This is a genomic window from Acinetobacter sp. GRABPA_MV_2, from assembly GCF_056725885.1.
On the sequence record NZ_JBWZNA010000002.1, the window covers coordinates 77005 to 101256 of the forward strand.

At 38.4% G+C, this 24252-nt stretch carries 22 protein-coding genes; 13 read left to right on the plus strand and 9 right to left on the minus strand.

The genetic code is table 11. The annotated features are described in order from the left end of the window. Positions 1–80 precede the first annotated feature (80 nt). Positions 81–644: an NAD(P)/FAD-dependent oxidoreductase gene (locus ACXM0J_RS02145; protein ID WP_086265914.1), complete on the plus strand. Its 564-nt coding sequence runs from the start codon at positions 81–83 to the stop codon at positions 642–644. A gap of 38 nt (positions 645–682) precedes the next feature. Here ACXM0J_RS02145 and pgaD read toward each other — a convergent pair whose 3' ends face one another. The 5 genes from pgaD to ppsR all read right to left on the minus strand — a co-directional run bounded on the left by pgaD (position 683) and on the right by ppsR (position 7874). Continuing rightward, positions 683–1141 carry a poly-beta-1,6-N-acetyl-D-glucosamine biosynthesis protein PgaD gene (pgaD, locus tag ACXM0J_RS02150; RefSeq protein ID WP_086265913.1) on the minus strand — a complete coding sequence of 153 codons (459 nt, stop codon included), beginning with the start codon at positions 1139–1141 and terminating at the stop codon, positions 683–685. After that, positions 1138–2385, minus strand: a complete 1248-nt coding sequence (gene pgaC / locus ACXM0J_RS02155) for a poly-beta-1,6-N-acetyl-D-glucosamine synthase (RefSeq protein ID WP_086265912.1) — start codon at positions 2383–2385, stop codon at positions 1138–1140. The genes pgaD and pgaC overlap by 4 nt, the downstream gene beginning before the upstream one ends. Then, positions 2385–4211: a poly-beta-1,6-N-acetyl-D-glucosamine N-deacetylase PgaB gene (gene pgaB / locus ACXM0J_RS02160; RefSeq protein WP_086265911.1), complete on the minus strand. Its 1827-nt coding sequence runs from the start codon at positions 4209–4211 to the stop codon at positions 2385–2387. The genes pgaC and pgaB overlap by 1 nt, the downstream gene beginning before the upstream one ends. Then, the gene (gene pgaA / locus ACXM0J_RS02165; RefSeq protein WP_086265910.1) at positions 4211–6649 is read right to left on the minus strand and encodes a poly-beta-1,6 N-acetyl-D-glucosamine export porin PgaA; all 2439 of its coding nucleotides are present in this window, start codon (positions 6647–6649) and stop codon (positions 4211–4213) included. The genes pgaB and pgaA overlap by 1 nt, the downstream gene beginning before the upstream one ends. Before the next feature lie 388 nt (positions 6650–7037). After that, the gene (gene ppsR, locus ACXM0J_RS02170) at positions 7038–7874 is read right to left on the minus strand and encodes a posphoenolpyruvate synthetase regulatory kinase/phosphorylase PpsR (protein ID WP_002119749.1); all 837 of its coding nucleotides are present in this window, start codon (positions 7872–7874) and stop codon (positions 7038–7040) included. Between the two features lie 147 nt (positions 7875–8021). On the opposite strand from ppsR, the gene ppsA reads away from it, so the two are divergent. From ppsA to alr, 12 genes are all read left to right on the plus strand, one after another. Beyond that, on the plus strand, positions 8022–10409 hold the full coding sequence (gene ppsA / locus ACXM0J_RS02175; RefSeq protein ID WP_171265347.1) for a phosphoenolpyruvate synthase: 2388 nt from the start codon (positions 8022–8024) through the stop codon (positions 10407–10409). Between the two features lie 64 nt (positions 10410–10473). Further along, the gene (locus ACXM0J_RS02180; RefSeq protein ID WP_002119677.1) at positions 10474–11229 is read left to right on the plus strand and encodes an RDD family protein; all 756 of its coding nucleotides are present in this window, start codon (positions 10474–10476) and stop codon (positions 11227–11229) included. A gap of 316 nt (positions 11230–11545) precedes the next feature. Next, entirely contained in the window at positions 11546–12598 is a 1053-nt protein-coding gene (gene cyoA / locus ACXM0J_RS02185) for a ubiquinol oxidase subunit II (RefSeq protein WP_002119579.1), read from the plus strand. Between the two features lie 3 nt (positions 12599–12601). Then, positions 12602–14593, plus strand: coding sequence for a cytochrome o ubiquinol oxidase subunit I (gene cyoB, locus ACXM0J_RS02190; RefSeq protein WP_005068497.1), 1992 nt, complete (start codon positions 12602–12604; stop codon positions 14591–14593). Positions 14594–14597: 4 nt separating this feature from the next. Further along, positions 14598–15218 (plus strand): cytochrome o ubiquinol oxidase subunit III, encoded by a 621-nt coding sequence (cyoC, locus tag ACXM0J_RS02195; RefSeq protein ID WP_086265908.1) that lies wholly within the window; start codon positions 14598–14600, stop codon positions 15216–15218. Continuing rightward, positions 15218–15547 (plus strand): cytochrome o ubiquinol oxidase subunit IV, encoded by a 330-nt coding sequence (locus tag ACXM0J_RS02200; protein WP_000094534.1) that lies wholly within the window; start codon positions 15218–15220, stop codon positions 15545–15547. Before cyoC ends, ACXM0J_RS02200 begins: the two co-directional genes overlap by 1 nt. Positions 15548–15557: 10 nt before the next feature. Beyond that, positions 15558–16436, plus strand: coding sequence for a heme o synthase (gene cyoE / locus ACXM0J_RS02205; protein ID WP_086265907.1), 879 nt, complete (start codon positions 15558–15560; stop codon positions 16434–16436). Positions 16437–16616: 180 nt separating this feature from the next. Continuing rightward, complete coding sequence (gene rpsF / locus ACXM0J_RS02210; RefSeq protein ID WP_002119610.1) at positions 16617–17000, plus strand: 30S ribosomal protein S6; 384 nt, start codon at positions 16617–16619, stop codon at positions 16998–17000. Positions 17001–17011: 11 nt separating this feature from the next. Further along, a complete protein-coding gene (gene rpsR / locus ACXM0J_RS02215; RefSeq protein ID WP_000090661.1) occupies positions 17012–17239 on the plus strand; it encodes a 30S ribosomal protein S18 in 228 nt (75 codons plus the stop codon). A gap of 8 nt (positions 17240–17247) precedes the next feature. Next, the gene (rplI, locus tag ACXM0J_RS02220; protein WP_000382591.1) at positions 17248–17694 is read left to right on the plus strand and encodes a 50S ribosomal protein L9; all 447 of its coding nucleotides are present in this window, start codon (positions 17248–17250) and stop codon (positions 17692–17694) included. Positions 17695–17891: 197 nt separating this feature from the next. Then, a complete protein-coding gene (gene dnaB, locus ACXM0J_RS02225; RefSeq protein WP_086265906.1) occupies positions 17892–19337 on the plus strand; it encodes a replicative DNA helicase in 1446 nt (481 codons plus the stop codon). Positions 19338–19369: 32 nt separating this feature from the next. After that, positions 19370–20440: an alanine racemase gene (alr, locus tag ACXM0J_RS02230; protein ID WP_086265905.1), complete on the plus strand. Its 1071-nt coding sequence runs from the start codon at positions 19370–19372 to the stop codon at positions 20438–20440. A gap of 59 nt (positions 20441–20499) precedes the next feature. On the opposite strand, the gene ACXM0J_RS02235 is transcribed toward alr, so the two are convergent. The 4 genes from ACXM0J_RS02235 to ACXM0J_RS02250 are packed head-to-tail and all read right to left on the minus strand — an operon-like array spanning position 20500 to position 24202. Then, positions 20500–21234: a proteasome-type protease gene (locus ACXM0J_RS02235; protein ID WP_002119721.1), complete on the minus strand. Its 735-nt coding sequence runs from the start codon at positions 21232–21234 to the stop codon at positions 20500–20502. A gap of 16 nt (positions 21235–21250) precedes the next feature. Continuing rightward, positions 21251–22030 carry a transglutaminase family protein gene (locus ACXM0J_RS02240; RefSeq protein ID WP_086265904.1) on the minus strand — a complete coding sequence of 260 codons (780 nt, stop codon included), beginning with the start codon at positions 22028–22030 and terminating at the stop codon, positions 21251–21253. A gap of 2 nt (positions 22031–22032) precedes the next feature. Further along, positions 22033–22629 (minus strand): alpha-E domain-containing protein, encoded by a 597-nt coding sequence (locus ACXM0J_RS02245; RefSeq protein WP_086265903.1) that lies wholly within the window; start codon positions 22627–22629, stop codon positions 22033–22035. 22 nt (positions 22630–22651) lie between these two features. Then, a complete protein-coding gene (locus ACXM0J_RS02250; protein WP_086265902.1) occupies positions 22652–24202 on the minus strand; it encodes a circularly permuted type 2 ATP-grasp protein in 1551 nt (516 codons plus the stop codon). Positions 24203–24252: the final 50 nt, after the last annotated feature.

The window sequence follows — 24252 nt, forward strand, 5'->3', positions numbered from 1 at the left end:
TACCCCAACTTCCTGCTTGGTTATTTATATTAAAACGATAAAAACATCATGATTTAAAAAACCAAAAGGACTTTTGGAAAATGAGTATTAATATTAAAAATAACACTTCAAAATCAGTGATTTTTCAGAATATCTCTCAAGATTTCGAAGATTTTACTGGTCAAGTGATTTCATCAACATCAATTAAAGAGTTTGACTTTTCACATTCATCTGTCGCGATTATTGGTACAAATCAAGATAGCGTGACTCATCTTGAAAAAATCTGTCAGCAAGCAAAATTTGTGACTGTCTTCCAAATCACTCCTCATTTTATTTTGCCCCATAGTCAGGTGGGTACACATAAGTTAATTACTCACCCACTTATTATCAAAAACCGCAGGTTATTTAACAATCGTGTTAAAAGCATTCTGGCATTACGTTTTCTAGAAACTCAAGTAAACGAACCATGGCTTAAGCGTCTTTTGACTCCCAATACTGCAACCACGAAAAAAGTATTTTTTAAATCCGACAGTTATTATGCAGCACTTCAGAAACCCAACTGTAAATTGCAAACATGGCCAATTGTTAAAATTACCAATAGATCTATTCACAGCATGGATGGTATGGAACAACCCGTTGATATTATTATCAGAGCAATCCCATAAAAGTAAAAAAAGCATGGTTTTAAGCCATGCTTTTTTATTTACTCATATTTTTGCAAATTACCATGATCATCGTAATGCAAAATGATTCGCTGTTTTTCTTGCAACTCAGTTAACATTTCGGGAGTAACCAAGAATTGCGCAGCTAATAATTCAACAGAACTATTAGGCGCTTTAGCTCGTCGATCCTCACCACTAAACCTAATCCAGTTATAACTTGCCCACAAAATTAAAATGAGCGCGCTAATTCCGATCAGTAGGGCTAAATGAAGTAAAGTCTTAACTTCTGATAGATGATCAACCCAAACATAATCATAAATTAAGTGCCCTTCAAAAACCCATAAAAACAGGGAAACCAATGGAAAAAGCAACCACATTAAACAAAACCAACCAATCGTTTGTAAAGTATAGTTTGCTGTTTTATTTTTGACGTATTCCGGCTGGTCAATATATTCAGGGATATCTAATGTCTCTATATCCTTATTTTCCTCTGGTTTCATGGGTTATCTCCACGGAAGCCTCGATCTGGACTTACCCAACGGGCACGTTTTTTTGTGTTAAATAAAGTTTTTGGTACTGCAACAACACTTGTAAATAAAGTCAGTAACCAGAAAAACAACGGATACCAAATGACCCAGAAATAATTTCTAAAGAAGCGGCTGCGGTCATAGCGCTGATCAATCCACAAGCTCACCAAAAACTGAATCAGACATGTTCCACCTAGTATCACACCGTACCACTGTGGCATAAGCGTTTTAATCTGCCATTGCTGAGGTAGTTCAACAAATAATCCAACAAAAAATAGCGTGAAGATCATAATCATGACATAAGACCAGATAATACTGACTAGCGCCTCAATCATGACTGGCCACATTCTACGAACACGCAATTTAAACATCTGTGGAATATATTCTATAAGAACCTCCACCCCTCCTTGCGCCCAACGAAGACGCTGTTTCCACAGCCCCTTGAATGTCTCTGGCATATAGATATAACAAAGCGCTTGTGGAATATACTGAATATCCCAATGGTCGAGTTGTAACTTCCATGAAATATCAATATCTTCGGTAATTTTATCGTCAGACCAAAACCCGACTCGAACGAGTGCAGTTTTACGGAATGCAGCAATCACACCAGACACAGTAAAAATACGACCATATGTACGTTGTGCACGTTTAATTAAACCAATAATCGAAGAAAACTCACCAACCTGTAATTTTCCTAAAATACTAGATCGATTTAAAATTCGTGGATTACCCGTTACAGCACCAATTCGCGGGAAGTTAATAAATGGCTGCATTAACCAAAGTACCGCATGCGGATGTAACAACGCATCTCCATCAATACACACAAGATATTCGTATTTACTAACCAATACTCCTGATCTTAAAGCTACGGCCTTACCCTGATTTTCTGCTAAGTGTACAACCCGAAGTCGTGAATCTTGCACTGACAATTCATCGAGAATTTCGGCGGTCCTGTCACTACTTCCATCATTGACGGCGATCACTTCAAAATTCGGATATTTGGTTTGTAGCGCATAACGAATTGTTTGCCGCACTTGGGCTTCTTCGTTAAAACACGGAATAATAATACTGCATCCTTCGCTAGTCGGTTCGGGAAGTGCTTGTTCACGGTATTCTCTTTTAAAGAAAAACCAAAGTCCCCCTACCATCCATGTCCAAGCCATCAGTAAGGGATATAAAAAAGCAAAAGCAAACAGAATATCGAGTAATACTCTCATTACTTTTTCCCCTCTACCAATCCAGCAAAAGGCTGATACATCACAGGGCTAGCATTTAGACTAAGTGGATTATATAAATATTGATGAACATCTTTTGATTTTTCAAAATTATAGCCATCAATACCGAATTTCTGGATTCCTATTCGCTGAATAGAAAAGAGCCCTTGCTGAACCTCTTCCCAAGCATTTTTTTGCGAGTTTTCTGGTAATACTAAAGTCAGCATTATTCTTTGCTTATCATTTTCATTAAGTGTATTTAAAAGCATTAACAACTGATTAAATTGTTTTTTCTTGCCAATCACATCGAACTTCAAATTAACTAAATCATGTTGCAATAAAAGCGTTTTTATAAGCTCAGGTAGATTTTCGATATGGTCTAAATCAGGTGTAAGTAATAAACTAAACTGTGCCTGATTACTCATATTTAAATAAGGCTTGACCGCTTTTTTAGTCAATTGACTCAGTTGTTCGAGTTGTTTTGATTGTTCAATGCAACTGCTTTCTTGCACTGTTACTTTTTGCATTGCGCAATTTAAAGATGATCCTGCATTAAGCTGAATACCACTTAAATTACTGTTAAAGCGTGCAATATCTTTAGCCAAATCTGAAGTTAAAAATGGTTTATCCTTTTGCAGATAAGCAGGCAATTCTAATATTACAGATTGGCCTGCACGGGTTTGAGCCTGCCATAAACTACGATTTAAAATATCTTGTTGAACAGACATTTTATTTGTAGGGAAATAGGCAACATCATATTGCCCATCTTCATCTTTGTCTTCCAAAGGCTTTAAGATTAAAGCGTTGTTTTTCAAGCTATACAGTTTTGATAGCAACTGCCCTAATTTTTCATCAGTCTGAGAGTTTTGTTGTGCTGCTAAGTGCTTTAAATCCATACTCACAAAATGACGTGGTTGCTTAAATAAATCTGCCTCTTCGAAGTTCAGGATATTTAACATACCCTCTGTCAGTTGTTCAGCTGTTGGGTTATCAATGACTAAGCTACGTTTAAAAGTTGAGTCACTTACGCGATTCATACCATCACGTCCCAAACTGAATGAAAACTGGAAACCTGCCTGTTGTGCTAGCTTCTCTAACTGTTCATTCACGGCGCCATAAGGCCAAATAATTGCTTTAGGATTAACCCCTACTTCTTTTTTTAAAACTGCATAAGATTTTTTTAAGTCCTGCAAAATGCGTTGTTGATATTCTGCATCGGTTTCATAACGTGATTGCGATTTTAAATATGCATAAGAAGTCGCAGCCGGTTGCTCATTGCCTTGAGGATTGGCCAATACGCCATGATGTAAATCATCGCTATGGCTTGCAAACTCGGCTAAGCCAGATGCTTGCATTTCACGAACTTGAGCCCAGTTCACCAAGTTACCTTGACCATAGGCTTCATAACCCGCTTTTGTATTACCATTTAACCAACTGGTTGGAAGTGCAAAAACTGCTGGAATCTGATATTGCTTAAGTAAAGGAAATACTCGGCTATAACTACTCAAAGCACCATCATCAAAGGTGAGTAAAATAGAGTTATGAGGTAATTCCTTACCTTGCTTACGCGCCTCTTCAATGTCTTTTAAACGAATTGGTTTCCAGTCCGACTGACTAAGCCAATCGAGAAACTGCGCCAGATTATTGGTCTGAATCGCATAAATATCACGATCACCTTCCTTTAGCACGTCATCTCGTACATCATGAAAAGTTAAAGAAACCGTATGATTTTTTGGTAATTCAGTTTCAATGTGGGCATAGGAAAATTGTACGGGTAATAATGTTGAAGCAAACACACAGCTCAACATCTTTGACTTCATATTATTCATTAAAAACGCCCTTCAAATCCAAAAATACCGTAGGTATGTTGTTCATCATGACCATCGTATGGATGGTATTGCCAACCAACTCCATAATTAAGTTGCCAAGTCCGTGAGAGCTGCCATTGATGTTGATATTGCAAAGAATATGTTGGTCGAGCTGAGTAATCTGCTTGTTTATAAAGCCCGACTCCAGCTTCAAAATGCTGTTTAAATGAGCGTTCGTATTCTCGCCAAGTGACCCAGTCATGGCTTAAATTCAACTCAGCACTGTAGTGATTGCTTGGGCTAAAGTAAGCGGTCTCATCTTGGCTATTGCTGCCATAAAATCCACGTACCGTTCCATAGGTAATATGATGAGGCGCATCAAATAGTCGTTCACGCCAAAAGGTCGAAAATTCTTGTTGTTTATTACCGTCACTTATATCAGTTAAGCCATAACTTGCCCCAATTTGGCGTGACTCATCTTTTTGCCACGTCAAAGCGGCGCGGTAAGCTTGTCCATCCTCACCCGCATCAATTGCTTGTAATGGAATATTAGCCTGACTGTCATATTGCAATTGATATTGCCAGTGGTCGTTTAGCCATTGTGACCAATCAAGACGAACGCCTGCTTGTCCACCATCTGTACTTTGCGACAAGATTGCCGACAATGCCTTACGGTTTGCTTGCCACTCAGCACCGACACCATAACGTTGATCATGCACATCACCAAAACGGTATTCTCCGTAGCGATCTTGATGCCAAGCAAATAGGCGATAATTATCTTTAATCCAAGGGCTATTAATACGAGTTTCCATTTCTCGGTCTTTCAAACCATTTTGCCCACTCACAGAATCACTGTTCTCTGCTTTACTTTGACCCCAAGTTGTTGAATGTGAGATGGTTGCTCTATCACGATCATCTAACTCTTTTCGACTTTTAACTACACCACTATCTTCAGGATAATATTGCAAAAGACTTTCTGTGCTTTTGCGCCATTCAGGAATATTCCCTAAAGCCTGGGCATTTTGCATTTGGTTAATATGCGTATCTTTAGCAACTGGCGTTAAGCCATTTAAACGATCAATTGTTTGCTTCGCTTGTAATGGCTTATCTCTCCAGCGCTCAACACGAGCAAGGTTGTTAATTAAACCTTCATTAGCAGGTGCAAGATCTACTTGTTTCTGAAAATGCTTTTCTGATTTATCCAAATGATTTGCATAAGCTAAATGCATGCCTTGTAAAGCGATATAATCATCACGATCAGGATGACTTGATTTATCCACCCCTTTGGCTTGACTATATTTATACGTAGGAATCAACCGATCAACATCATTCAAAAGTTGCTCAGCTTGTTTATATTTTTCTTGTTCAATATAAGAATAATAAAGCCCCGTATATACCGTCATATCTGAATAGTTTTTTTCGGTAAGTAAGGTTTTAAAAGCGAGTTCAGCCTGCTGCGGTTGTCTTTCTGCTAAATAACTATCCGCAATCGCATGACGTACATAAGCCGGTAGCTTTTCTAACGATACATTTAATTTAGTAAATTCATCTAATACCGTACGGCTACGCCCACGAAAGTCCAAAGCATATAAATAGTCATAATGAAATCTTAAATAATTGGAGTCTGACGGTTGAATCAAATGCTGTATTTGCTCACCTTGTTTCAACACAGCATCAAGCTCAGCAAAGCCTTCACTATCCGACATCCCTTCTCGATTGAGATATTTATAGCGAGTAATTGCATTATTTACACGTTGAGAAAACTCACTGACTTTTAGCCAGTGCTGTAGCGCTTCTGTTTGTGCATTTTTATCGCTGGCAAGCAATAACTGCTGAGCTTTTTTATATGAACCAACAGCCGCTAAGTCATAACTATATTCTTGTAAAACCGCAAAAGAGTTTGGTTGCTGTTGATAAGCTTGCTCAATTACAGATAAAGCATCTACGGGTGAATTAATGAGTCGATATGCATAAGCAATTTGAACAAATTGCTCAGCTGTAAGATTTTTACTCTTAATACTTGTTAAATGTACCTTAGCATTTACAGGATCTTGGGCTTCAGCATATAAAACTGCTAATAAAATCTGCCCATCAGATGTCTTGTGAATATTAAATTTGTTCGACCACTCAATTGCATCTTTAAAGTGTTTAAAATCACGCAAATTACGTATTAATGGTAATTGGCCATATTCTGGAAAAGTCACATAATTAATATTTGCTAAATGCTGAGAAAAAGTCAGTAGATCTTTTTTTTCACTTGACATTACAACTAAATAATCAGCTAGCAATTTTTGGTCATGTGGGTATTTATTTAGCAATTGATCTAATTTCAATATTGCTTGTTGAGTTTGTCCAGTTTTGTAAGTATGAATAGCTTGCTCTCGCAATTCATCCACTTGAGCGGCATATAAATTAAGTGGCAAGATATATACCAATGAAAAAACACATTTTTTTAGCATTTTGATAATCAGATAGTCCCATATCGAGGTGGGAAAGTATAATTAAAATAAAAAACTAATCACATAACACTAAAAGAATGTGAACTATTTAACATTTTATAAATTATGGATTTTTTATGGATGATTTTCTAAAATATTTAGAAAAATTAAATAATTACTATTTTTTAGCACAATAAAAAATATACACTTCTTTTCAATAGTATTATTTAAATTTACAAATGAGTTTCAAAATATCCACGGGTTTATAACCAATAAAAACCTTTTAATAACATTTTGTTTTATATTTAAAACTTTTATTTTTCACTAAGATATATGTATAAAAAAACCATTCAACTTATCTATAACTAATATACAAAAATTGAATGGTTAAAATAAGCATTTGATTAAATTAACCAATACGACGTTTTAATCCCGTCATTTGTAAAATACGTGTTGAAATCTCTTCAATCGACATTTCGGTCACGTTTAAATATTTAATGCCTTCTGAAATATAAATCCCTTCAATTGCTCTTAGCTCCATTTGGCATTGGCTAAAACTTGCATAACGGCTATTCGCTTTACGTTCACTACGAATTGCGACCAAACGCTCAGCATCAATCATCAAACCAAATAACTTGCTACGATGAGCTCTTAATACTGCTGGTAACCGGTTATCATCTAAATCTTCTTCAGTTAATGGATAGTTTGCAACACGAATACCGAATTGAAGAGATAAGTAAATAGAAGTCGGTGTTTTACCCGAACGGGAAACTCCAATTAATATTAAATCGGCTTTGTCATAATGACGAGTACGTGCTCCATCATCATTATCAAGCGCAAAATGAACAGCATCAATACGGGCTTTATAATATTCAGAATCGGTTACCGCGTGGGTCTGCCCGACCAATGTTGTTGGTGGTGTCCCAAGCTCTTGCTCAAGTTTACTAATTAAGCCTTCAAAGACATCAAGATTAACTGCTTTAGCCGTATTAATAATTTCCCGCACATGCGGATCGACTAAAGTATCAAATACTAAAGGTAGGCAACCGTCTTTGGTTTGGCATCGATTAATCTCAACCACCACATCCATTGCCGCCTCTTCAGTTGTAATATACGGCATGATGTGAATATCAAAATCTACATTGGGAAATTGTGCTAATAACGAATGTCCAAGAGTCTCGGCAGTAATTGCAGTTCCATCAGAAATAAAAAAAACACTCCGCTTAAATTGTTTACTTTCTGACATTAAAATTCTCCTTAAACATTTGTCTTAGTGCTATATAATCTTTATAGTAAACTGATCTTACATGACTGTCGCTTAGTATAATTCTCAACTAAGCACTTTATTTTTATAATTTCATGCCAAGATAGACATTAATACTGCAAAAGTGGAGTGAAAACTTTGGAAGCGCGCGTAATCGGTCTAGAAAAATTAGGGAAACACGATGTCGAACTCGTAGGTGGGAAAAACTCATCTTTGGGTGAAATGATCAGCCATTTATCAAATGCTGGTGTATCGGTACCTGGTGGCTTTGCAACTACTGCTGCTGCCTATCGTGAGTTCTTAGACCAAAGTGGTCTTAACGCTCGAATTCAAGCAGAACTTGCTCAACTCAACGTCGATGATGTAAATGCTCTTGCAGAAACAGGTGCAAAAATTCGTCAATGGATTGTAGAGACTCCACTCACTGCAACCTTAGAACAAGAAATTCGCGCCGCTTTTACAGCACTTTCTAACGGCAACCCTGACATCGCGGTTGCCGTTCGTTCATCTGCAACTGCTGAAGATTTACCAGATGCTTCTTTCGCGGGTCAGCAAGAAACTTTCTTGAATATTCGCGGTATTGATAACATACTTATTGCGATTAAAGAAGTGTTTGCTTCTTTATATAATGACCGTGCAATTTCTTACCGTGTGCACCAGGGTTTTGATCATGACATCGTTGCACTTTCTGCGGGTGTTCAGCGTATGGTTCGTTCTGAAACTGGCGCTGCGGGTGTAATGTTTACACTTGATACAGAATCTGGTTTCCGTGATGTTGTATTTATCACTGCATCTTACGGTTTAGGTGAAATGGTTGTACAAGGTGCCGTTAACCCAGATGAGTTTTACCTATCTAAACCATTATTAAATGCAGGAAGACATTCTGTTTTACGTCGTAACCTTGGTTCTAAACACCAAAAAATGATTTATGGTGAAGAAGGTTCTGCTGGTAAATCTGTTGTTGTTGTTGATGTTGAAAAACAAGATCGTCAACAATTCGCTTTAAATGACCATGAATTACAAGAGTTAGCTAAACAAGCACTTATCATTGAGCAGCATTACGGTGCGCCAATGGATATCGAATGGGCAAAAGACGGTGATGATGGTCAAATTTATATTGTTCAAGCTCGTCCTGAAACTGTAAAAAGCCGCCAAAATGTAGGTACTATGGAACGCTACCTTCTTAAACAAAGAGGTACTGTTCTTTGTGAAGGTCGTTCAATTGGTCAACGTATTGGTTCTGGTAAAGTCCGTATTGTTAACTCAATTAAAGAAATGGACAAAGTACAAGAAGGTGACGTTCTTGTATCTGATATGACCGATCCTGATTGGGAACCGGTAATGAAACGTGCTGCTGCAATTATCACTAACCGTGGTGGTCGTACATGTCACGCAGCAATTATTGCACGTGAACTTGGCGTACCAGCGATTGTAGGTTGTGGTAACGCAACAGAAGTATTAACTGATGGTCAAGAAGTAACTGTTTCTTGTGCCGAAGGTGATACAGGTTTCATTTACGAAGGTGCATTAGATTTCGAAGTTCAACGCAACTCAATTGAATCTATGCCTAAGCTTTCGTTCAAAATTATGATGAACGTAGGTAACCCTGACCGTGCATTTGACTTTGCTCAAATTCCAAACGAAGGTATTGGCCTTGCTCGTCTTGAGTTCATCATTAACCGTATGATCGGTGTGCATCCTAAAGCTCTACTCAACATTGACAGCCTACCTCGTGAAACTCGTGCTGCTGTTTTAACTCGTACAGCGGGTTATGCTTCACCTGTAGATTTCTATGTTGAAAAATTGGTTGAAGGTATTGCGACTCTTGCTGCTGCATTTGGTGACAAACCAGTTATCGTTCGTATGTCTGACTTCAAGTCAAATGAATATGCAAACTTAATTGGTGGTAAGTTATACGAGCCTGAAGAAGAAAACCCGATGCTTGGTTTCCGTGGTGCAAGCCGTTATGTATCTGATAACTTCCGTGATTGTTTCGAACTAGAATGCCGCGCACTTAAGAAAGTTCGTGATGAAATGGGTCTCACCAATATTCAAATCATGATTCCTTTTGTACGTACAGTATCTGAAGCGAAACGCGTTATTGAATTACTTGCACAAAATGGCTTGAAACGTGGTGAGAACGGTTTAAAAGTAATCATGATGTGTGAATTACCAACTAATGCCCTGTTAGCTGAACAATTCTTAGAACACTTCGATGGTTTCTCTATTGGTTCTAATGACTTAACTCAGTTAACGTTAGGTCTTGACCGTGACTCAGGTATTGTTTCACACTTATTTGATGAACGTGATGCAGCTGTTAAAGCACTTCTTTCAATGGCAATCCATGCCTGCCGTAAAGCAGGTAAATATGTAGGTATCTGTGGTCAAGGTCCTTCAGACCATCCAGATCTTGCAAAATGGTTAATGGAACAAGGTATTGAATCTGTTTCTCTTAACCCAGACTCAGTTTTAGATACATGGTTCTTCCTTGCTGAAGAAAAAATCAAGCAAATCTAATATGTTATAAAAAAAGGCCCATCCGTGGGTCTTTTTTCATCTTTAGAATAGAGAATTTTTATTTATGCAAATTTACTTGGCACGTAATAATCAACAAGCTGGGCCTTATACTTTAGAACAAGTAAATCAAATGTTGGCTAGCCAACAAATTTTGTTAACTGATTTAGCTTGGCATGAAGGCATGACAGAATGGAAAGCTTTAGGAGAATTAACCCAAGGTAAACTTGTATATCAACCTATCGGTTATTCTGTACCTACAATAAATACGAATACATCAACTAATGAAACTATTCGTCAAATTCGTGTAGAACCTAAAGTTCATGAACTTGCGTCTATTCCAGCTCGGGCTTTAGCAAAAATTATTGATTTATTGCTTTGGTTACCAATCGCTGCAATTCCTTCTTTTTTCTTTAATGAAGCTCAATATAAGCAATTATTCGAGCTGCAAAAACAGATGCAATCTGCCGAAGTCGCATCGACTAAAGCTGCAGAATTGCAACAGCAACTTTTTACTTTAATTCCAATAGAAGCTTGGCATTCAATGCTTCTTTACGTCGTAATTATGCTTGCAATTCAAGCCGTTCTTTTAACAAAGTTTGGTCAGAGTATAGGCAAGAAAATCGTTGGAATTAAAATTGTAGATGCTGAGGACAATAGCAAGGTTAATTTAACTCGCATCTTCTTATTAAGAAGTATTGTTTTTATCATATTAAACTTACTGTTTATGCCGATCAGTACAATTATTGACTACGCTTTTGCATTAGGACAAAAGCGACAAGCTTTACATGACAAAATTGCAAGAACAAAAGTGATCAAATGATAGTGAATGACTCATTCATTTAATGTCTAAAAAAAGAGGAGGCACCCCGCCTCCTTTTTTCTATAGTGAGTTGATATTTAAATAAAAGCTCTATTGAAAATAGATACCCTACAAAAAAAATCGGGTTTTAAAACAATTATTTCAGCCTACTTTATGTATAGCTTAGTTTGTCGATATGAGGCATAATGCCCTACAACGTAGCGGTGTCATATAATTGAGAAGTCTAAATTTAAGGATTAGCGTTCTCAATCATGCGACACTTTAATCGCTATCCCATATTTAATTAGGGAATGGGACTCTTCACCGAGGTTGTAAAATGAGACAAACGATTTTAGCTGTATTGTCTTTATCAACGCTTGCCGCACTTTTGACTGGGTGTGGTGGTGATATGGTACTTCTAAACTCTAAAGGTCCAGTTGGTCAAGGTCAAAGTGACCTTATGATGACTGCGATCTATTTAATGTTACTTGTGGTGATTCCTTCAATCATCATGGCATTATGGTTTGGTTGGAAATATCGCGCGTCAAATAAAGATGCAGACTATAAACCTACATGGGCACACTCAACTGCAATTGAAGTTGTAGTATGGGGTATCCCTGTCATTATTATTGGTATTTTAGCTTGGTTAACTTGGTGGGGTTCCCACAAGTATGACCCATACCGTCCTTTAGAATCAGATAAAGCACCTTTAACTATTCAAGTTATTGCTGAACAGTTTAAGTGGATCTTTATTTATCCTGAACAAAACATTGCAACAGTTAACGAAGTACGTTTCCCTGAAAAAACTCCGTTAAGCTTTAAAATCACTTCTAACTTTACAATGAACTCATTCTTCATTCCACAGTTAGGCGGCCAGATTTATGCAATGGCAGGTATGCAAACTCACCTTCATTTGTTAGCAAATGAAACTGGTGTATATCGTGGTTTCTCTTCTAACTACTCAGGTTACGGTTTCTCTCAAATGCGTTTCAAGGCGCATAGTGTTACAGAGCAACAATTCAACGAATGGGTAGCTGCGGTTAAAGCAGGTAATGGTTCAACCATTAACCCAGAAGCAGTTCAAAAAACTACGCTTGACCAAGCTGAATTGGCAACCTTACGTGATGGTAACCGTTCTAAGCATCAGATCGAGCATTTAGTCAATCGTGCTAAAGCTGCTGGTGATGAAAAAGCAGTTGCTGAAGCTGAAGCTATGAAACCGTTCCCGACTAAGCCACACCCTGTGACTTATTACTCTACTGTTGAGCCTAAATTGTTTGAAACAATTATCAACCACTATATGAGTAACTATCATGGTGTTGACCACTCTGCTGAACACGCAACAGCTGACACTCATGCTGCAGCTGAACACGCTGCTCAAGGGGAATAAGACATGGATATGATTTTTGGTAAACTGGGTTGGGACTCTATCCCGACAGAGCCAATCGTACTTGTCACCATGGTCCTTATGGCAATTGGTGCAATTGCAGTGCTTGGCGGTATCACCTATTTCAAAAAATGGGGATATTTGTGGAATGAGTGGTTTATTACGGTAGACCATAAAAAGATTGGTATCATGTATATCATCGTATCTGTTGTCATGCTTCTGCGTGGTTTCGCCGATGCGATCATGATGCGTTTACAACTTTTCCTCGCTAAAGGCGGCGGCGAAGGTTATCTACATCCTGACCACTACGACCAGATCTTCACCGCACACGGTGTAATCATGATCTTCTTCGTAGCAATGGGTCTCGTTGTAGGTATGATGAACATCTCTGTACCTTTACAGATTGGTGCTCGTGACGTTGCTTTCCCATTATTGAACTCTTTAAGCTTCTGGTTATTCGCTGGTGCTGCTGGTTTGATGATGCTTTCACTTGTATTAGGTGAATTTGCTGCGACTGGTTGGATGGCTTACCCTCCTCTATCTGGCATTCAATATTCTCCTGGTGTAGGTGTCGACTACTATATCTGGGCACTTCAGGTTTCTGGTCTAGGTACGCTTTTATCTGGTGTTAACTTCTTTGTTACCATCATCAAAATGCGTGCGCCTGGCATGAAATTAATGGACATGCCTATTTTCACGTGGACTTCACTTTGTACGGCTGTATTAATCATTGCATCATTCCCTGTATTAACAGGTACTCTTGCAATGCTTACACTTGACCGTTACTTCGGCTTCCATTTCTTCACAAATGAGCTTGGCGGTAGCCCAATGCTTTATGTGAACTTGATCTGGACATGGGGTCACCCTGAAGTATATATCTTGGTATTACCAGCATTTGGTCTATACTCAGAAATCGTTGCAACCTTCTCTCGTAAAGCGTTGTTCGGTTACAAGTCTATGGTGTATGCAACTATCGCGATTACTGTTCTTGCGTTTGTTGTATGGCTTCACCACTTCTTCACCATGGGTGCTGGTGCGAACGTTAACGCGTTCTTCGGTATCATGACCATGGTTATTGCGATTCCTACTGGTGTGAAAATCTTCTCTTGGTTATTCACCATGTATAAGGGTCGCATCACCTTTACTACTCCAATGTTATGGACGCTTGGCTTCCTTGTAACATTCGGTATCGGTGGTTTAACTGGTGTACTTATGGCGGTTCCACCTGCGGACTTCTTGGTACACAACTCATTATTCTTGATCGCTCACTTCCATAACGTAATTATCGGTGGTGTGGTGTTTGGTATGTTTGCCGGCATCATTTACTACTGGCCAAAAATGTTTGGTTGGAAGCTCAACGAAGCATGGGGTAAAGCTGCGTTCTGGTTCTGGTTCTTCGGTTTCTATTTTGCATTCATGCCACTTTATATCCTTGGTTTCATGGGTATGACTCGTCGTTTGAATACATATGACAACCCTGAGTGGGATCCGTACCTTGCAATTGCATTATTTGGTGCTGTTCTTGTTGCAATTGGTATTGCATGTTTCTTAATGCAAATCATCGTTGGCTTCTTACAACGTAAAGACAACATGGACCTTACTGGCGACCCATGGGATGCTCGTACGCTTGAATGGGCAACCTCTTCTCCTGCCCCATTCTATAACTTTGCGCATGAACCAGATGCAAGCGGTATCGACCGTTTCTGGACTGACAAAGAAAATGGTGTAGCATACGCACGTAACACTAAATATGAAGACATCCACATGCCGACCGATCGTGCTGCTGGTTTTGTCATTGCAATGTTCATTACTCTTCTTGGCTTTGCACTCATCTGGCATATTTGGTGGCTCGTTGTTGTTTCATTCGTTGCAGCTGTTGTTAGCTTGATCGTAAGCTCATTCACTAAGAATGTTGACTACTACGTTCCTGCTGCTGAAGTTGAGCGTATTGAAAACGAACGCTATGCTTTACTTGAAAAACACTTGAAGAAGGACTAAGGAAATGGCTGAAGTACTTCATCACGACAACCACGGCCATGACGGTCATCATGAACATGATGATACTGATTTAACGGTTTTTGGTTTCTGGACATACTTGATGAGTGACTTGATTCTTTTCGGATCACTCTTCATTGCGTTCGCTGTATTAAGCAGCCATGTGCCACCAGGAACTCCAAGTGCATATGACCTATTCCATGACTCATTAGGCTTCGTGTTAACTGAAACATTTGCCTTATTGATTTCATCGGTAACGTTTGGTTTTGCTGTACTTGCATCTTATAAAAAGAATGTAAATCAAGTTATCACTTGGTTATTTATTACATTCCTTTTTGGTGCATCGTTCATTGGAATGGAAGTCTATGAATTCCATCACCTTGTACATGAAGGCCATGGTCCAACTCACAGTGCATTCTTATCATCGTTCTTTACTTTGGTTGGTACACACGGTATCCACGTAACTTCTGGTTTAGTGTGGATGCTTGTATTAATGTATCAAATCAAGACTAAAGGTTTGACTTTACCGAATACACGTCGTCTTGCTTGCTTAAGCTTGTTCTGGCACTTCCTTGACATCGTTTGGATCTGTGTATTCAGCGTCGTTTACTTACTGGGAGTTCTCTAATGAGTAGTCATGAGCATAATGCTGCTGGTGCGTCACACGGTAACTTTAAGCAATACACTGTTGGATTTATCCTTTCTGTTATCCTCACCATCATTCCTTTCGGAATGGTGATGGCGGGTGGTTTCAGTCGTGGTCTTTTAGTTACAGTGATTGCAATCACTGCGGTTGCTCAGGTTCTTGTACAACTTGTGTACTTCTTACACATGAATACATCATCTGAACAACGTTGGAATATGATTGCATTCATCTACACAATCCTATGTATCGCCGTGCTTTTAATCGGTTCTGTGTGGATTATGAATTACCTTCACTACAATATGATGATCTAAACTGATTGTCATGTTGAAAAAATATCTATTCCTGACTAAACCAGGAATTCTCTTCGGTAATTTCATTACCACCTTGGGCGGCTTTTTCTTAGCCGCCCAAGGCTCTATAGACGTCTCATTATTACTTCTCACCTTACTTGGAACAACTTTAGTTGTGGCCTCTGGTTGCGTGGTTAATAATGTTATAGATCAAGATATTGATACAAAGATGCAGCGTACGCAAAACCGTGCACTTGTTAAAAAAACAATCTCTCCTACTGTTGCGCTGATATATGCATTAGTGCTTGGGGTAATTGGTTTTAGCATTTTATGGTTTGGTGTAAATGGTTACGCATTTTTGTTTGCAATGATTGGTTTTATTGTCTATGTCGGTTTTTATAGCTTGTGGACCAAACGTACCTCAATCCATCAAACCGTCATTGGTAGTATCTCCGGGGCGAGCCCTCCTGTTATTGGTTATACAGCAGTAACTCATCAATTTGATGTGGCAGCCTTGCTTTTGTTTTTAGCATACGCTTTATGGCAAATGCCCCATTCTTGGGCAATTGCAATTTATCGTTTTGATGATTACAAAAATGCGGGAATTCCAATTTTGCCTGTAGCACGTTCTATTTATCGTACGAAAATTGAATGTGTAATATATATCCTATTATTTGCAGCTGTTTTGAATGGGTTATATTGTTTTGGCTATACCAATGTATTCTTTTTAATTACCTTTAATGCTCTGACTGCATATTGGTTATATTTATCAGTTATTGGATTTAAAGCCGAAAATGATCAATTGTGGGCTAAACGTTTTTTCCTATACTCGGTCATATTAATTACCATGTTAAGTTTAAGCTTTAGCTTTACCTATCAATCCCCTGCTCCAAATCTTCCTCTCTTTTAAACAAGAGAGGATTTCCTCTTTATAGTAAAGAAGTTTTACTTTTCTGATCAAAAGATTTGTTTTTAGTCGAACTTTTACCTATAATTCAGCCTTCGCAAATTTTGCGGCATAACTTATTAAGTTATGACTCCTTGCTTCTAATTTTTTATTAGGGGCTGTTTAAACCGTAAGGAGCTGACAATGCGTCATTACGAAATCGTACTTTTGGTACACCCAGACCAAAGCGATCAAGTTGTAGGTATGGTTGAACGCTATATCTCTCAGATCAAAGAAGCTGAAGGTCAAATTCACCGTTTAGAAGATTGGGGCCGTCGTCAATTGGCTTACCCAATTAACAAAATTCACAAAGCGCACTACATTCTTATGAATGTTGAATGTGGTCAAACTACGCTTGATGAGTTAGAAGAATTATTCCGTTATAACGACGCGATCATTCGTAACCTTATCATCCGTCGTGAACACGCAATCACTGAAGAGTCATTGCTTGCTAAGAGTGCTGAAGAAAAGCGTGCGCGTAAAGCTCAACGCGAAGAAGCACAGCAAGTTGCTCAAGAAGCTGAATAAGGAGAACATCAATGGCACGTTTTTACCGTCGTCGCAAGTTCTGCCGCTTTACAGCTGAGAATGTTGCGTACATCGACTACAAAGATATCGACACTTTAAAACAGTACATCACTGAAAACGGCAAGATTGTTCCTAGCCGTATCACTGGTACTAAAGCTCGTTATCAACGTCAATTAGCACTTGCTATCAAACAAGCTCGCTATTTGTCTTTGATTCCGTACACTGACAACCATAAGTGAGGTGATCTGTGGACGTTATCTTATTACAACGCATTAAGAACCTTGGTAAATTAGGCGATAAAGTATCAGTTAAAGCTGGTTACGGCCGTAACTTCCTTATCCCTCAAGGTAAAGCAGTTGCAGCTACTGAAGCTAACACTGCTGCTTTTGAAGCTCGTCGTGCTGAACTTGAGAAGCAAGAAGCTGAAGTTTTAGCTGCTGCTCAAGCACGTGCTGAACAATTGAACGAAGTTAACATCGTTATCACTGCTAAAGCTGGTGACGAAGGTAAACTGTTCGGTTCTATCGGTACTCGTGACATCGCTGACGCATTAACGAATGCTGGTCTTACAGTTGACCGTGCAGAAGTTCGTTTACCAAATGGCGCGCTTCGTCACACTGGTGAATTCAACATCGCAATCCAATTGCACCATGATGTTGTTGCAGAAGTTCTCGTTACTATCGTATCTGAGTAATTTCTCATCAAAAAAAGAGCATGCTTTTGCATGCTCTTTTTTTATGTTTCAAATTTTAAAATAAGATATATTAATTCCTGATCAGTTCTTTAGTTTAATTGGTTTTTTAATTAGGTAGTTTATTTAATTTTGTTTTAAGATAGTTCTCGGCTTTAGAGCCTCGTTGTGTACACTCTTCTTTATCATCAGGTCTAATTATGTCTCAGGCGAATGCCACTTCTTTAGCGCTTTCATCTCCAACAGAAAATAAAACGAGTGAATCAAGCCAACTTAAAGAGTTTCGCACTCCCCCGCACAACTTAGCGATTGAGCAAGCTGTTCTGGCTGCTTTGATGACAGTTGCTGAATCTTTTGAGCAAGTCAACGATGTACTAAAAGAAAATGATTTTTACGCGACTCGTCATAAATATATTTTTCGTGCAATCGAGAAATTAGCACAAGAAAACTCACCTTATGATGCTGTCTTAGTAAGTGACTGGCTCTTAAAACAAAATTTACTTGATGCTATCGGTGGCGAAGAATATTTAATGCAGCTTATGGCTGACTCACCTTCAAGTTTCTATAACTTAGAAACTTATGCTACGAAAATTAAAGAATTTTCTACCCTACGTAGCATGATTAAAGTTAGTACTGAAATTTTACAAAATGCTTATGACACAAAAGGTCGCGGTGTTAGTGAAATTTTAGACTTGGCTGAAACAAGTATTTTCTCTTTAGCTGAACAGCACAATAATAATAAAAAAGATGCTGGTCCTAAATCTATTAGTTCTGTTACCGCAGACGTAATTAGTAAGCTTGATGAGCTTTCAAAATTAGATGGCAATATTACAGGTTTAACGACTGGCTTCTTAGAACTTGATAATAAAACATCTGGTATGCAACCTGGTGACTTAATTATTGTTGCTGCACGTCCATCGATGGGTAAAACTACATTTGCCATGAATTTGGTTGAGAGTGTTTTGCAATATAACAAGTTACCTGCTCTGGTATTTTCAATGGAGATGCCTGCAGACTCGATTGCAATGCGTCTTATTTCTGCAATGGGCAAAGTTCATCAAGGACATTTACGCTCTGGTAACCTCGATGCAGATGAATGGACCAAGGTGACTGGTACAATTTTGCAGCTTCAACAAATGCATCTATATATTGATGACTCATCTGCCCTACCTCCAACTGAACTTCGTGCCCGTGCTCGCCGAGTAGCCAAAATGCATGATGGTAAAATTGGTTGCATCATGGTCGATTACTTACAGCTCATGAAAGTCCCAGGCATGGGTGATAACCGTGTAGGCGAGATTTCAGAAATTTCGCGTAGCTTAAAAGCATTAGCGAAAGAAATGCAATGTCCTGTTATTGCACTTTCCCAGCTTAACCGAAGTCTGGAAAACCGACCAAATAAACGTCCTGTAATGTCCGACTTACGTGAATCCGGTGCGATCGAGCAGGATGCCGACTTAATTATGTTTATTTACCGTGATGAGGTTTATAACAAAGAGTCAAAAGAAGCCGGCACTGCAGAAATTATTATTGGTAAGCAGCGTAACGGTCCAATTGGTTCAGTTCGTCTTGCTTTTGAAGGTCAATATACTCGATTTAGTAATCTCTCTCCTGAGTATTACAGCCAATATGATGATGAAGAATAAGCTCTATCTCTAGCCCAAAGGAGTAAATGAGGGTGCGCCAAGCAACAGTTTATATTGACCGTAATGCACTTCAATATAATTTAAGCCGTGTCAAACAACTCGCAACAAATTCAAAAATTGTAAGTATGGTAAAAGCTAATGCTTATGGACATGGAATCAAAGACTGTTTAGCAGCCTTAAATGCATCAGATGCCTTTGGTGTCGCCTGCCTACAAGAAGGTTTGGAAATCCGTGAACTCGGATTTCAACAACCTGTCACTTTAATTGAAGGGGTATTTTCTGAAGATGAAATGCCAATTGCAATTAAACAAAAATTTGAATGTGTCATTCACCATCAACAACAGTTTGAATGGTTGATTAAGCACAAACAAGCGTACATCAACCAAGGTTTAAAAGTCTGGGTTAAGCTTAACAGCGGCATGAATCGTCTAGGTTTTAAAAATCCAGAAATTATTGAAGTTATTAAAACTTTAAAATCTGAAGGATTTACTTGTGTACTTGCGATGCATTTCGCAAATGCAGATGTAGACCATCCACTTAACGAGCAACAAAAACAACAATTTCTACAAGTTAAACAAGCTTGTGATCCAGTTTTAGCTTCTTGCTGTAACTCAGCTGCCATTTATAAATGGCCAGAGTTACATTTTGATTATGTTCGTCCGGGTATCATGCTTTACGGCGCCTCACCTTTTGCAGATCAAACAGTCTATGATCTTGACTTAAAACCAGTGATGACTTTCTCAGCAGAAGTGATTGCACTTAATCATATTCAAACTAATGAACATGTCGGTTACGGCTCTACTTTTTGCGCCAAGCAAGCAATGGATATCGCGATTGTTTCTATAGGTTACGGTGATGGTTATCCACGAGCTTATGTTAAACAAAACTATGTCGCTATTGATAAACATCTCTGTGCAGTTGTAGGAAGAGTGAGCATGGATATGATTGCAATCGACGTGACAGGCATGCAAGTAAAATTAGGCACTCCAGTTGAACTCTGGGGTCCACATCGCTTAGTTGATGATGTTGCGGATGCAAACGGAACGATAGGATATGAATTACTCTGTCGCTTAAGTAATCGCCCCACTCGTAAAAGCAGTTAAATAATAAATATAAAAAAAATCCAAGCATGCTTGGATTTTTTTATTTAAACACGCAAAATTTATCGCCAGTAATCATCTGTAGGTTTTGGCATTTCCTGTAATCCCCGACGAAGAGTATCTGACCATTGTTTACTAATCTGTGAGAAATAAGGATCATCCTCGGTTATTCGTTTTCCCATGGGGATAACAAAGCTATCTTTAATGTAGACCAATGCATCAAGTGGTAAGCCAACAGAAACATTTGAACGCAAAGTCGAATCAAAAGAAATCAGGCTACAACGTAATGCATCGTCTAGTGGCATTGCATAATATAAAGCTCGATCCAGAATAGGCTTTCCATATTTACTTTCACCTATTTGAAAATAAGGTGTGTCTGTAGTTGCACAAATAAAATTGCCTTGTGGATAGACATTATAGAGTTGCATATCCCCACCTTTAATCTGCCCACCTACCAAAATACTACAGGCATAATTCATTTGTTCTTGGGTGTCCGAACTAATATCCTCTAAAACAGTTTTTAAGGTTTTGCCAATTAGTTCAGCCGCCTCAAACATCGTATTAACACTATATAGGTTAGGCTCTTGCTGCAAAGTAAGGGCATTTTGTAAATGACCTATAACAGCTTGCGTTGTTGCTAAGTTACCTGCTGTTTGCAAGGCAATAAAACGTTCTCCGGTAACACCGAAAGTATGCAGTTTTCGGAACACAGAAATATGGTCAACTCCTGCATTGGTCCTTGTGTCACTAATAAACACTAAACCTTGTTCCAATCTTAGCGCACAACAATAGGTCATTTCATTCTCTTTACATTCAACATGCCAACACTTGAACCACAGACATCATGTTCTCAACTCCACCTTGCTCTCTTACGCCACGAATAGGTGCCACATCGAGATAGTCACGTCCTACAGCAAGGTAGATGTGATGTTTGGGTGTAAACAATTGATTGCTTACATCAAAACAATACCACTGATTTTCTAAAAATACCTCCGCCCAAGCGTGACTGGCAAGGTGCGGATAGTTTTGATCAAATAGATAACCAGAGACATAACGTGCAGGTAATTGTAGCGCACGACACATCGCAATTAAAATGTGAGCATGATCTTGACATACTCCTTGACCTGCATGAAATGCTTCAATCGCAGTTGTCTGAACCGAAGTACTTTCAGGTTGGTAAAGTATTTTTTGCAAGATATATTCGCTTAATAACGCAATATGCTGTCGGTCCTTAGCCACTACAATATTTTTGGCAAAGTCCAACATTTCCGAATCACATCGAGTTGCACCTGTCATCTGCAAAAACAAATTTGTAGGTGTAGAGAGATCAACACAACCCAATTCTACATTTTGAAGCTCAACAATGCCTTGAGCCATAAATGTCAGATGTTGATATGGATAACGCTGACTAGCCGTCATCCATACATTGTTAAATATATCTCTCTTTATTGTCTTATCACCCGGCACGCTAATTGCCCAATTTATAACATGTTGATGAGGCGATGTTTGAGGCATCATTTTAATATACTGAATGCTGTTCCGAGCAGTTTCAGTATAGCTATAATGCGTTTGATGATTAACCATCAATTTCATAATCAGCCCTCAAACATATTTTCTAACTGCTGTGTAAAAGTATAGTAAGCATCCCAAGTAAGTTGCTGCTTTAATACTTGCCAATTTTCATCTATATTTTCCCAATTCAAATTAGCAAGCTGTTGCACCACCAAATCTAGTTCTAATACAAGAACAGATAAATCTTCTCCAAAACGCAGCTCTATATCAAATTGCTCTATTTTTTGGCCTAAATGCAAAAATAAACGTACATCCTCATGTTCTGCTTCTAGTATTTGTGTGCATTGTTCGACAGCTTTACTTAATGCATCAGGTTGAGGTTGAAGTGTATTAATAACATTATTTAATTCTGCATAAGCATGTGATGACAAAATACCTCTTAGTTCCTGAATATTATCTTTAGCAATAATGAGCTGGTTCAGTAATGAAAATGTTTGCTTCTTGTCTAACATATAGTGATTTAGTAATTCTGCATTTTCTATAACCAAACCAAATGCTGCTGCAAATTTTGTTGCTTTCTCATCTTCTGTAAAGGGTAAATGAGAGGCTGCAAATTTAACTCGCATCAAATATCGGCCCAACCAATATATTTGATGCGCACTCGAATTGAGTAAAACCATAAAGTTCCTCTTTAACCCACAATCAGGAATGTAACGTTTCGACAACCCATGTATCTTTTATACCGCCACCTTGAGATGAATTTACGACCAAGGAGCCAGCTTGCATTGCAACTCGGGTTAAGCCACCAGGTACAATCTCGGTACGATAAGGTGAACTTAATACAAATGGACGTAAGTCAATATGACGCTCAGCTACGCCGCCTGTCGTTAAAGTTGGAGCAACGGATAAAGCTAATGTAGGCTGTGCAATATACATATGTGGCATAGCAATTAATTTTTTTCTAAAGTCATCAATTTCGCATGAGCTTGCTTTAGGCCCAATCAACATGCCATATCCGCCTGAACCTTGTGCTTCTTTAACGACTAATTGATCAAGATTAGAGAGTACATAATCTAAGTGTTCTTCCTTACGGCACTGATAAGTAGGTACATTTTTTAGAATTGGTGTTTCATCCAGATAATATTGAATCATTTGATCTACATAAGGATAAATAGATTTATCATCGGCCACACCAGTTCCAGGTGCATTTGCAATCACAACATTTTTTTGCAAATAAGCAGACATAAGACCTGCAACACCTAAAGCACTGTCTGGTCGAAATGCTAAAGGATCTAGAAAATCATCATCTAAACGGCGGTAAATTACGTCTACTTTTTGACGCCCACGAATAGTTTTGACAAAAACTTGATCATTTTCTACAAATAAATCACGATTTGTAACTAAGGGCACATCCATTTCACGCGCTAAAAAAGCATGCTCATAATAAGCACTATTAAAACGTCCTGGTGTTAGCACCACGATAAAAGGTTGATCGGCAGGTGAATTCTCTTGCAATATTTCTTTTAAAAGTTTTGGATAATGCTCAATTCCTTGTAAATTATTGGCTGTACATAGCTCAGGCATTAATTTCTGGCTAATATTTCGGCTTTCAATCATATAAGACACACCTGAAGGTGTTCTCAAGTTATCTTCTAATACAAAGAACTCCCCTTCATCGTCACGAATAATATCAATCCCACTAATTTGTGAATAAATTTTCCCCTTTAAAGAATGTTTAAGCATATGAGGCTGGAAAGCATCATTCCCCATAATTTGTTCTTCAGGGATAATTTGCTCTTTTAAAATATGTTGTCCATGATAAATATCGTCCAGGAAATAATTTAATGCTTTAACACGTTGCGCACAGCCTGAGGCAATCTTTTCCCATTGTTTTTTCTCGATTACTCTTGGAATTAAATCAAATGGGATAGTGCGTTCCGTCCCTTCTTTATCACCATAAACATTAAAAGTGATCCCATGGTAAAGAAAATGCTGTTTTGCTTGGGTATTTAGCTCCTTTAGCTCATCTAAAGTACGGATGCTCAACCATTGTTCAATTTTTTTAGAAGCTTCACCATTTGACGTTACATCATCAAGCATCTCATTAAAGAACTGTGATTTGAGTTGCTCAAAGAGATTAGTTTGAACAGAAATATGTTCTAAAAAAGAGGTTGGGTTAATGAGTGCCGTTGTTGTCTGCTCTTGTATAAAAAAATCATTATCAATATGTAATTCATGCTCTTGTTCTGACATAACCACCTCGTCTTATCATTTATCTATATTTCATTTTTAAATAAGCAATT

Bases quoted from the DNA above. Each gene is read 5' to 3' on its own strand.
- ACXM0J_RS02145 (WP_086265914.1), top strand. From the start codon at position 81: ATGAGTATTAATATTAAAAATAACACTTCAAAATCAGTGATTTTTCAG.
- pgaD (WP_086265913.1), bottom strand. From the start codon at position 1,141: ATGAAACCAGAGGAAAATAAGGATATAGAGACATTAGATATCCCTGAA.
- pgaC (WP_086265912.1), bottom strand. From the start codon at position 2,385: ATGAGAGTATTACTCGATATTCTGTTTGCTTTTGCTTTTTTATATCCC.
- pgaB (WP_086265911.1), bottom strand. From the start codon at position 4,211: ATGAATAATATGAAGTCAAAGATGTTGAGCTGTGTGTTTGCTTCAACA.
- pgaA (WP_086265910.1), bottom strand. From the start codon at position 6,649: ATGCTAAAAAAATGTGTTTTTTCATTGGTATATATCTTGCCACTTAAT.
- ppsR (WP_002119749.1), bottom strand. From the start codon at position 7,874: ATGTCAGAAAGTAAACAATTTAAGCGGAGTGTTTTTTTTATTTCTGAT.
- ACXM0J_RS02180 (WP_002119677.1), top strand. From the start codon at position 10,474: ATGCAAATTTACTTGGCACGTAATAATCAACAAGCTGGGCCTTATACT.
- cyoA (WP_002119579.1), top strand. From the start codon at position 11,546: ATGAGACAAACGATTTTAGCTGTATTGTCTTTATCAACGCTTGCCGCA.
- cyoB (WP_005068497.1), top strand. From the start codon at position 12,602: ATGGATATGATTTTTGGTAAACTGGGTTGGGACTCTATCCCGACAGAG.
- cyoC (WP_086265908.1), top strand. From the start codon at position 14,598: ATGGCTGAAGTACTTCATCACGACAACCACGGCCATGACGGTCATCAT.
- ACXM0J_RS02200 (WP_000094534.1), top strand. From the start codon at position 15,218: ATGAGTAGTCATGAGCATAATGCTGCTGGTGCGTCACACGGTAACTTT.
- cyoE (WP_086265907.1), top strand. From the start codon at position 15,558: ATGTTGAAAAAATATCTATTCCTGACTAAACCAGGAATTCTCTTCGGT.
- rpsF (WP_002119610.1), top strand. From the start codon at position 16,617: ATGCGTCATTACGAAATCGTACTTTTGGTACACCCAGACCAAAGCGAT.
- rpsR (WP_000090661.1), top strand. From the start codon at position 17,012: ATGGCACGTTTTTACCGTCGTCGCAAGTTCTGCCGCTTTACAGCTGAG.
- dnaB (WP_086265906.1), top strand. From the start codon at position 17,892: ATGTCTCAGGCGAATGCCACTTCTTTAGCGCTTTCATCTCCAACAGAA.
- ACXM0J_RS02235 (WP_002119721.1), bottom strand. From the start codon at position 21,234: ATGACCTATTGTTGTGCGCTAAGATTGGAACAAGGTTTAGTGTTTATT.
- ACXM0J_RS02240 (WP_086265904.1), bottom strand. From the start codon at position 22,030: ATGAAATTGATGGTTAATCATCAAACGCATTATAGCTATACTGAAACT.
- ACXM0J_RS02245 (WP_086265903.1), bottom strand. From the start codon at position 22,629: ATGGTTTTACTCAATTCGAGTGCGCATCAAATATATTGGTTGGGCCGA.
- ACXM0J_RS02250 (WP_086265902.1), bottom strand. From the start codon at position 24,202: ATGTCAGAACAAGAGCATGAATTACATATTGATAATGATTTTTTTATA.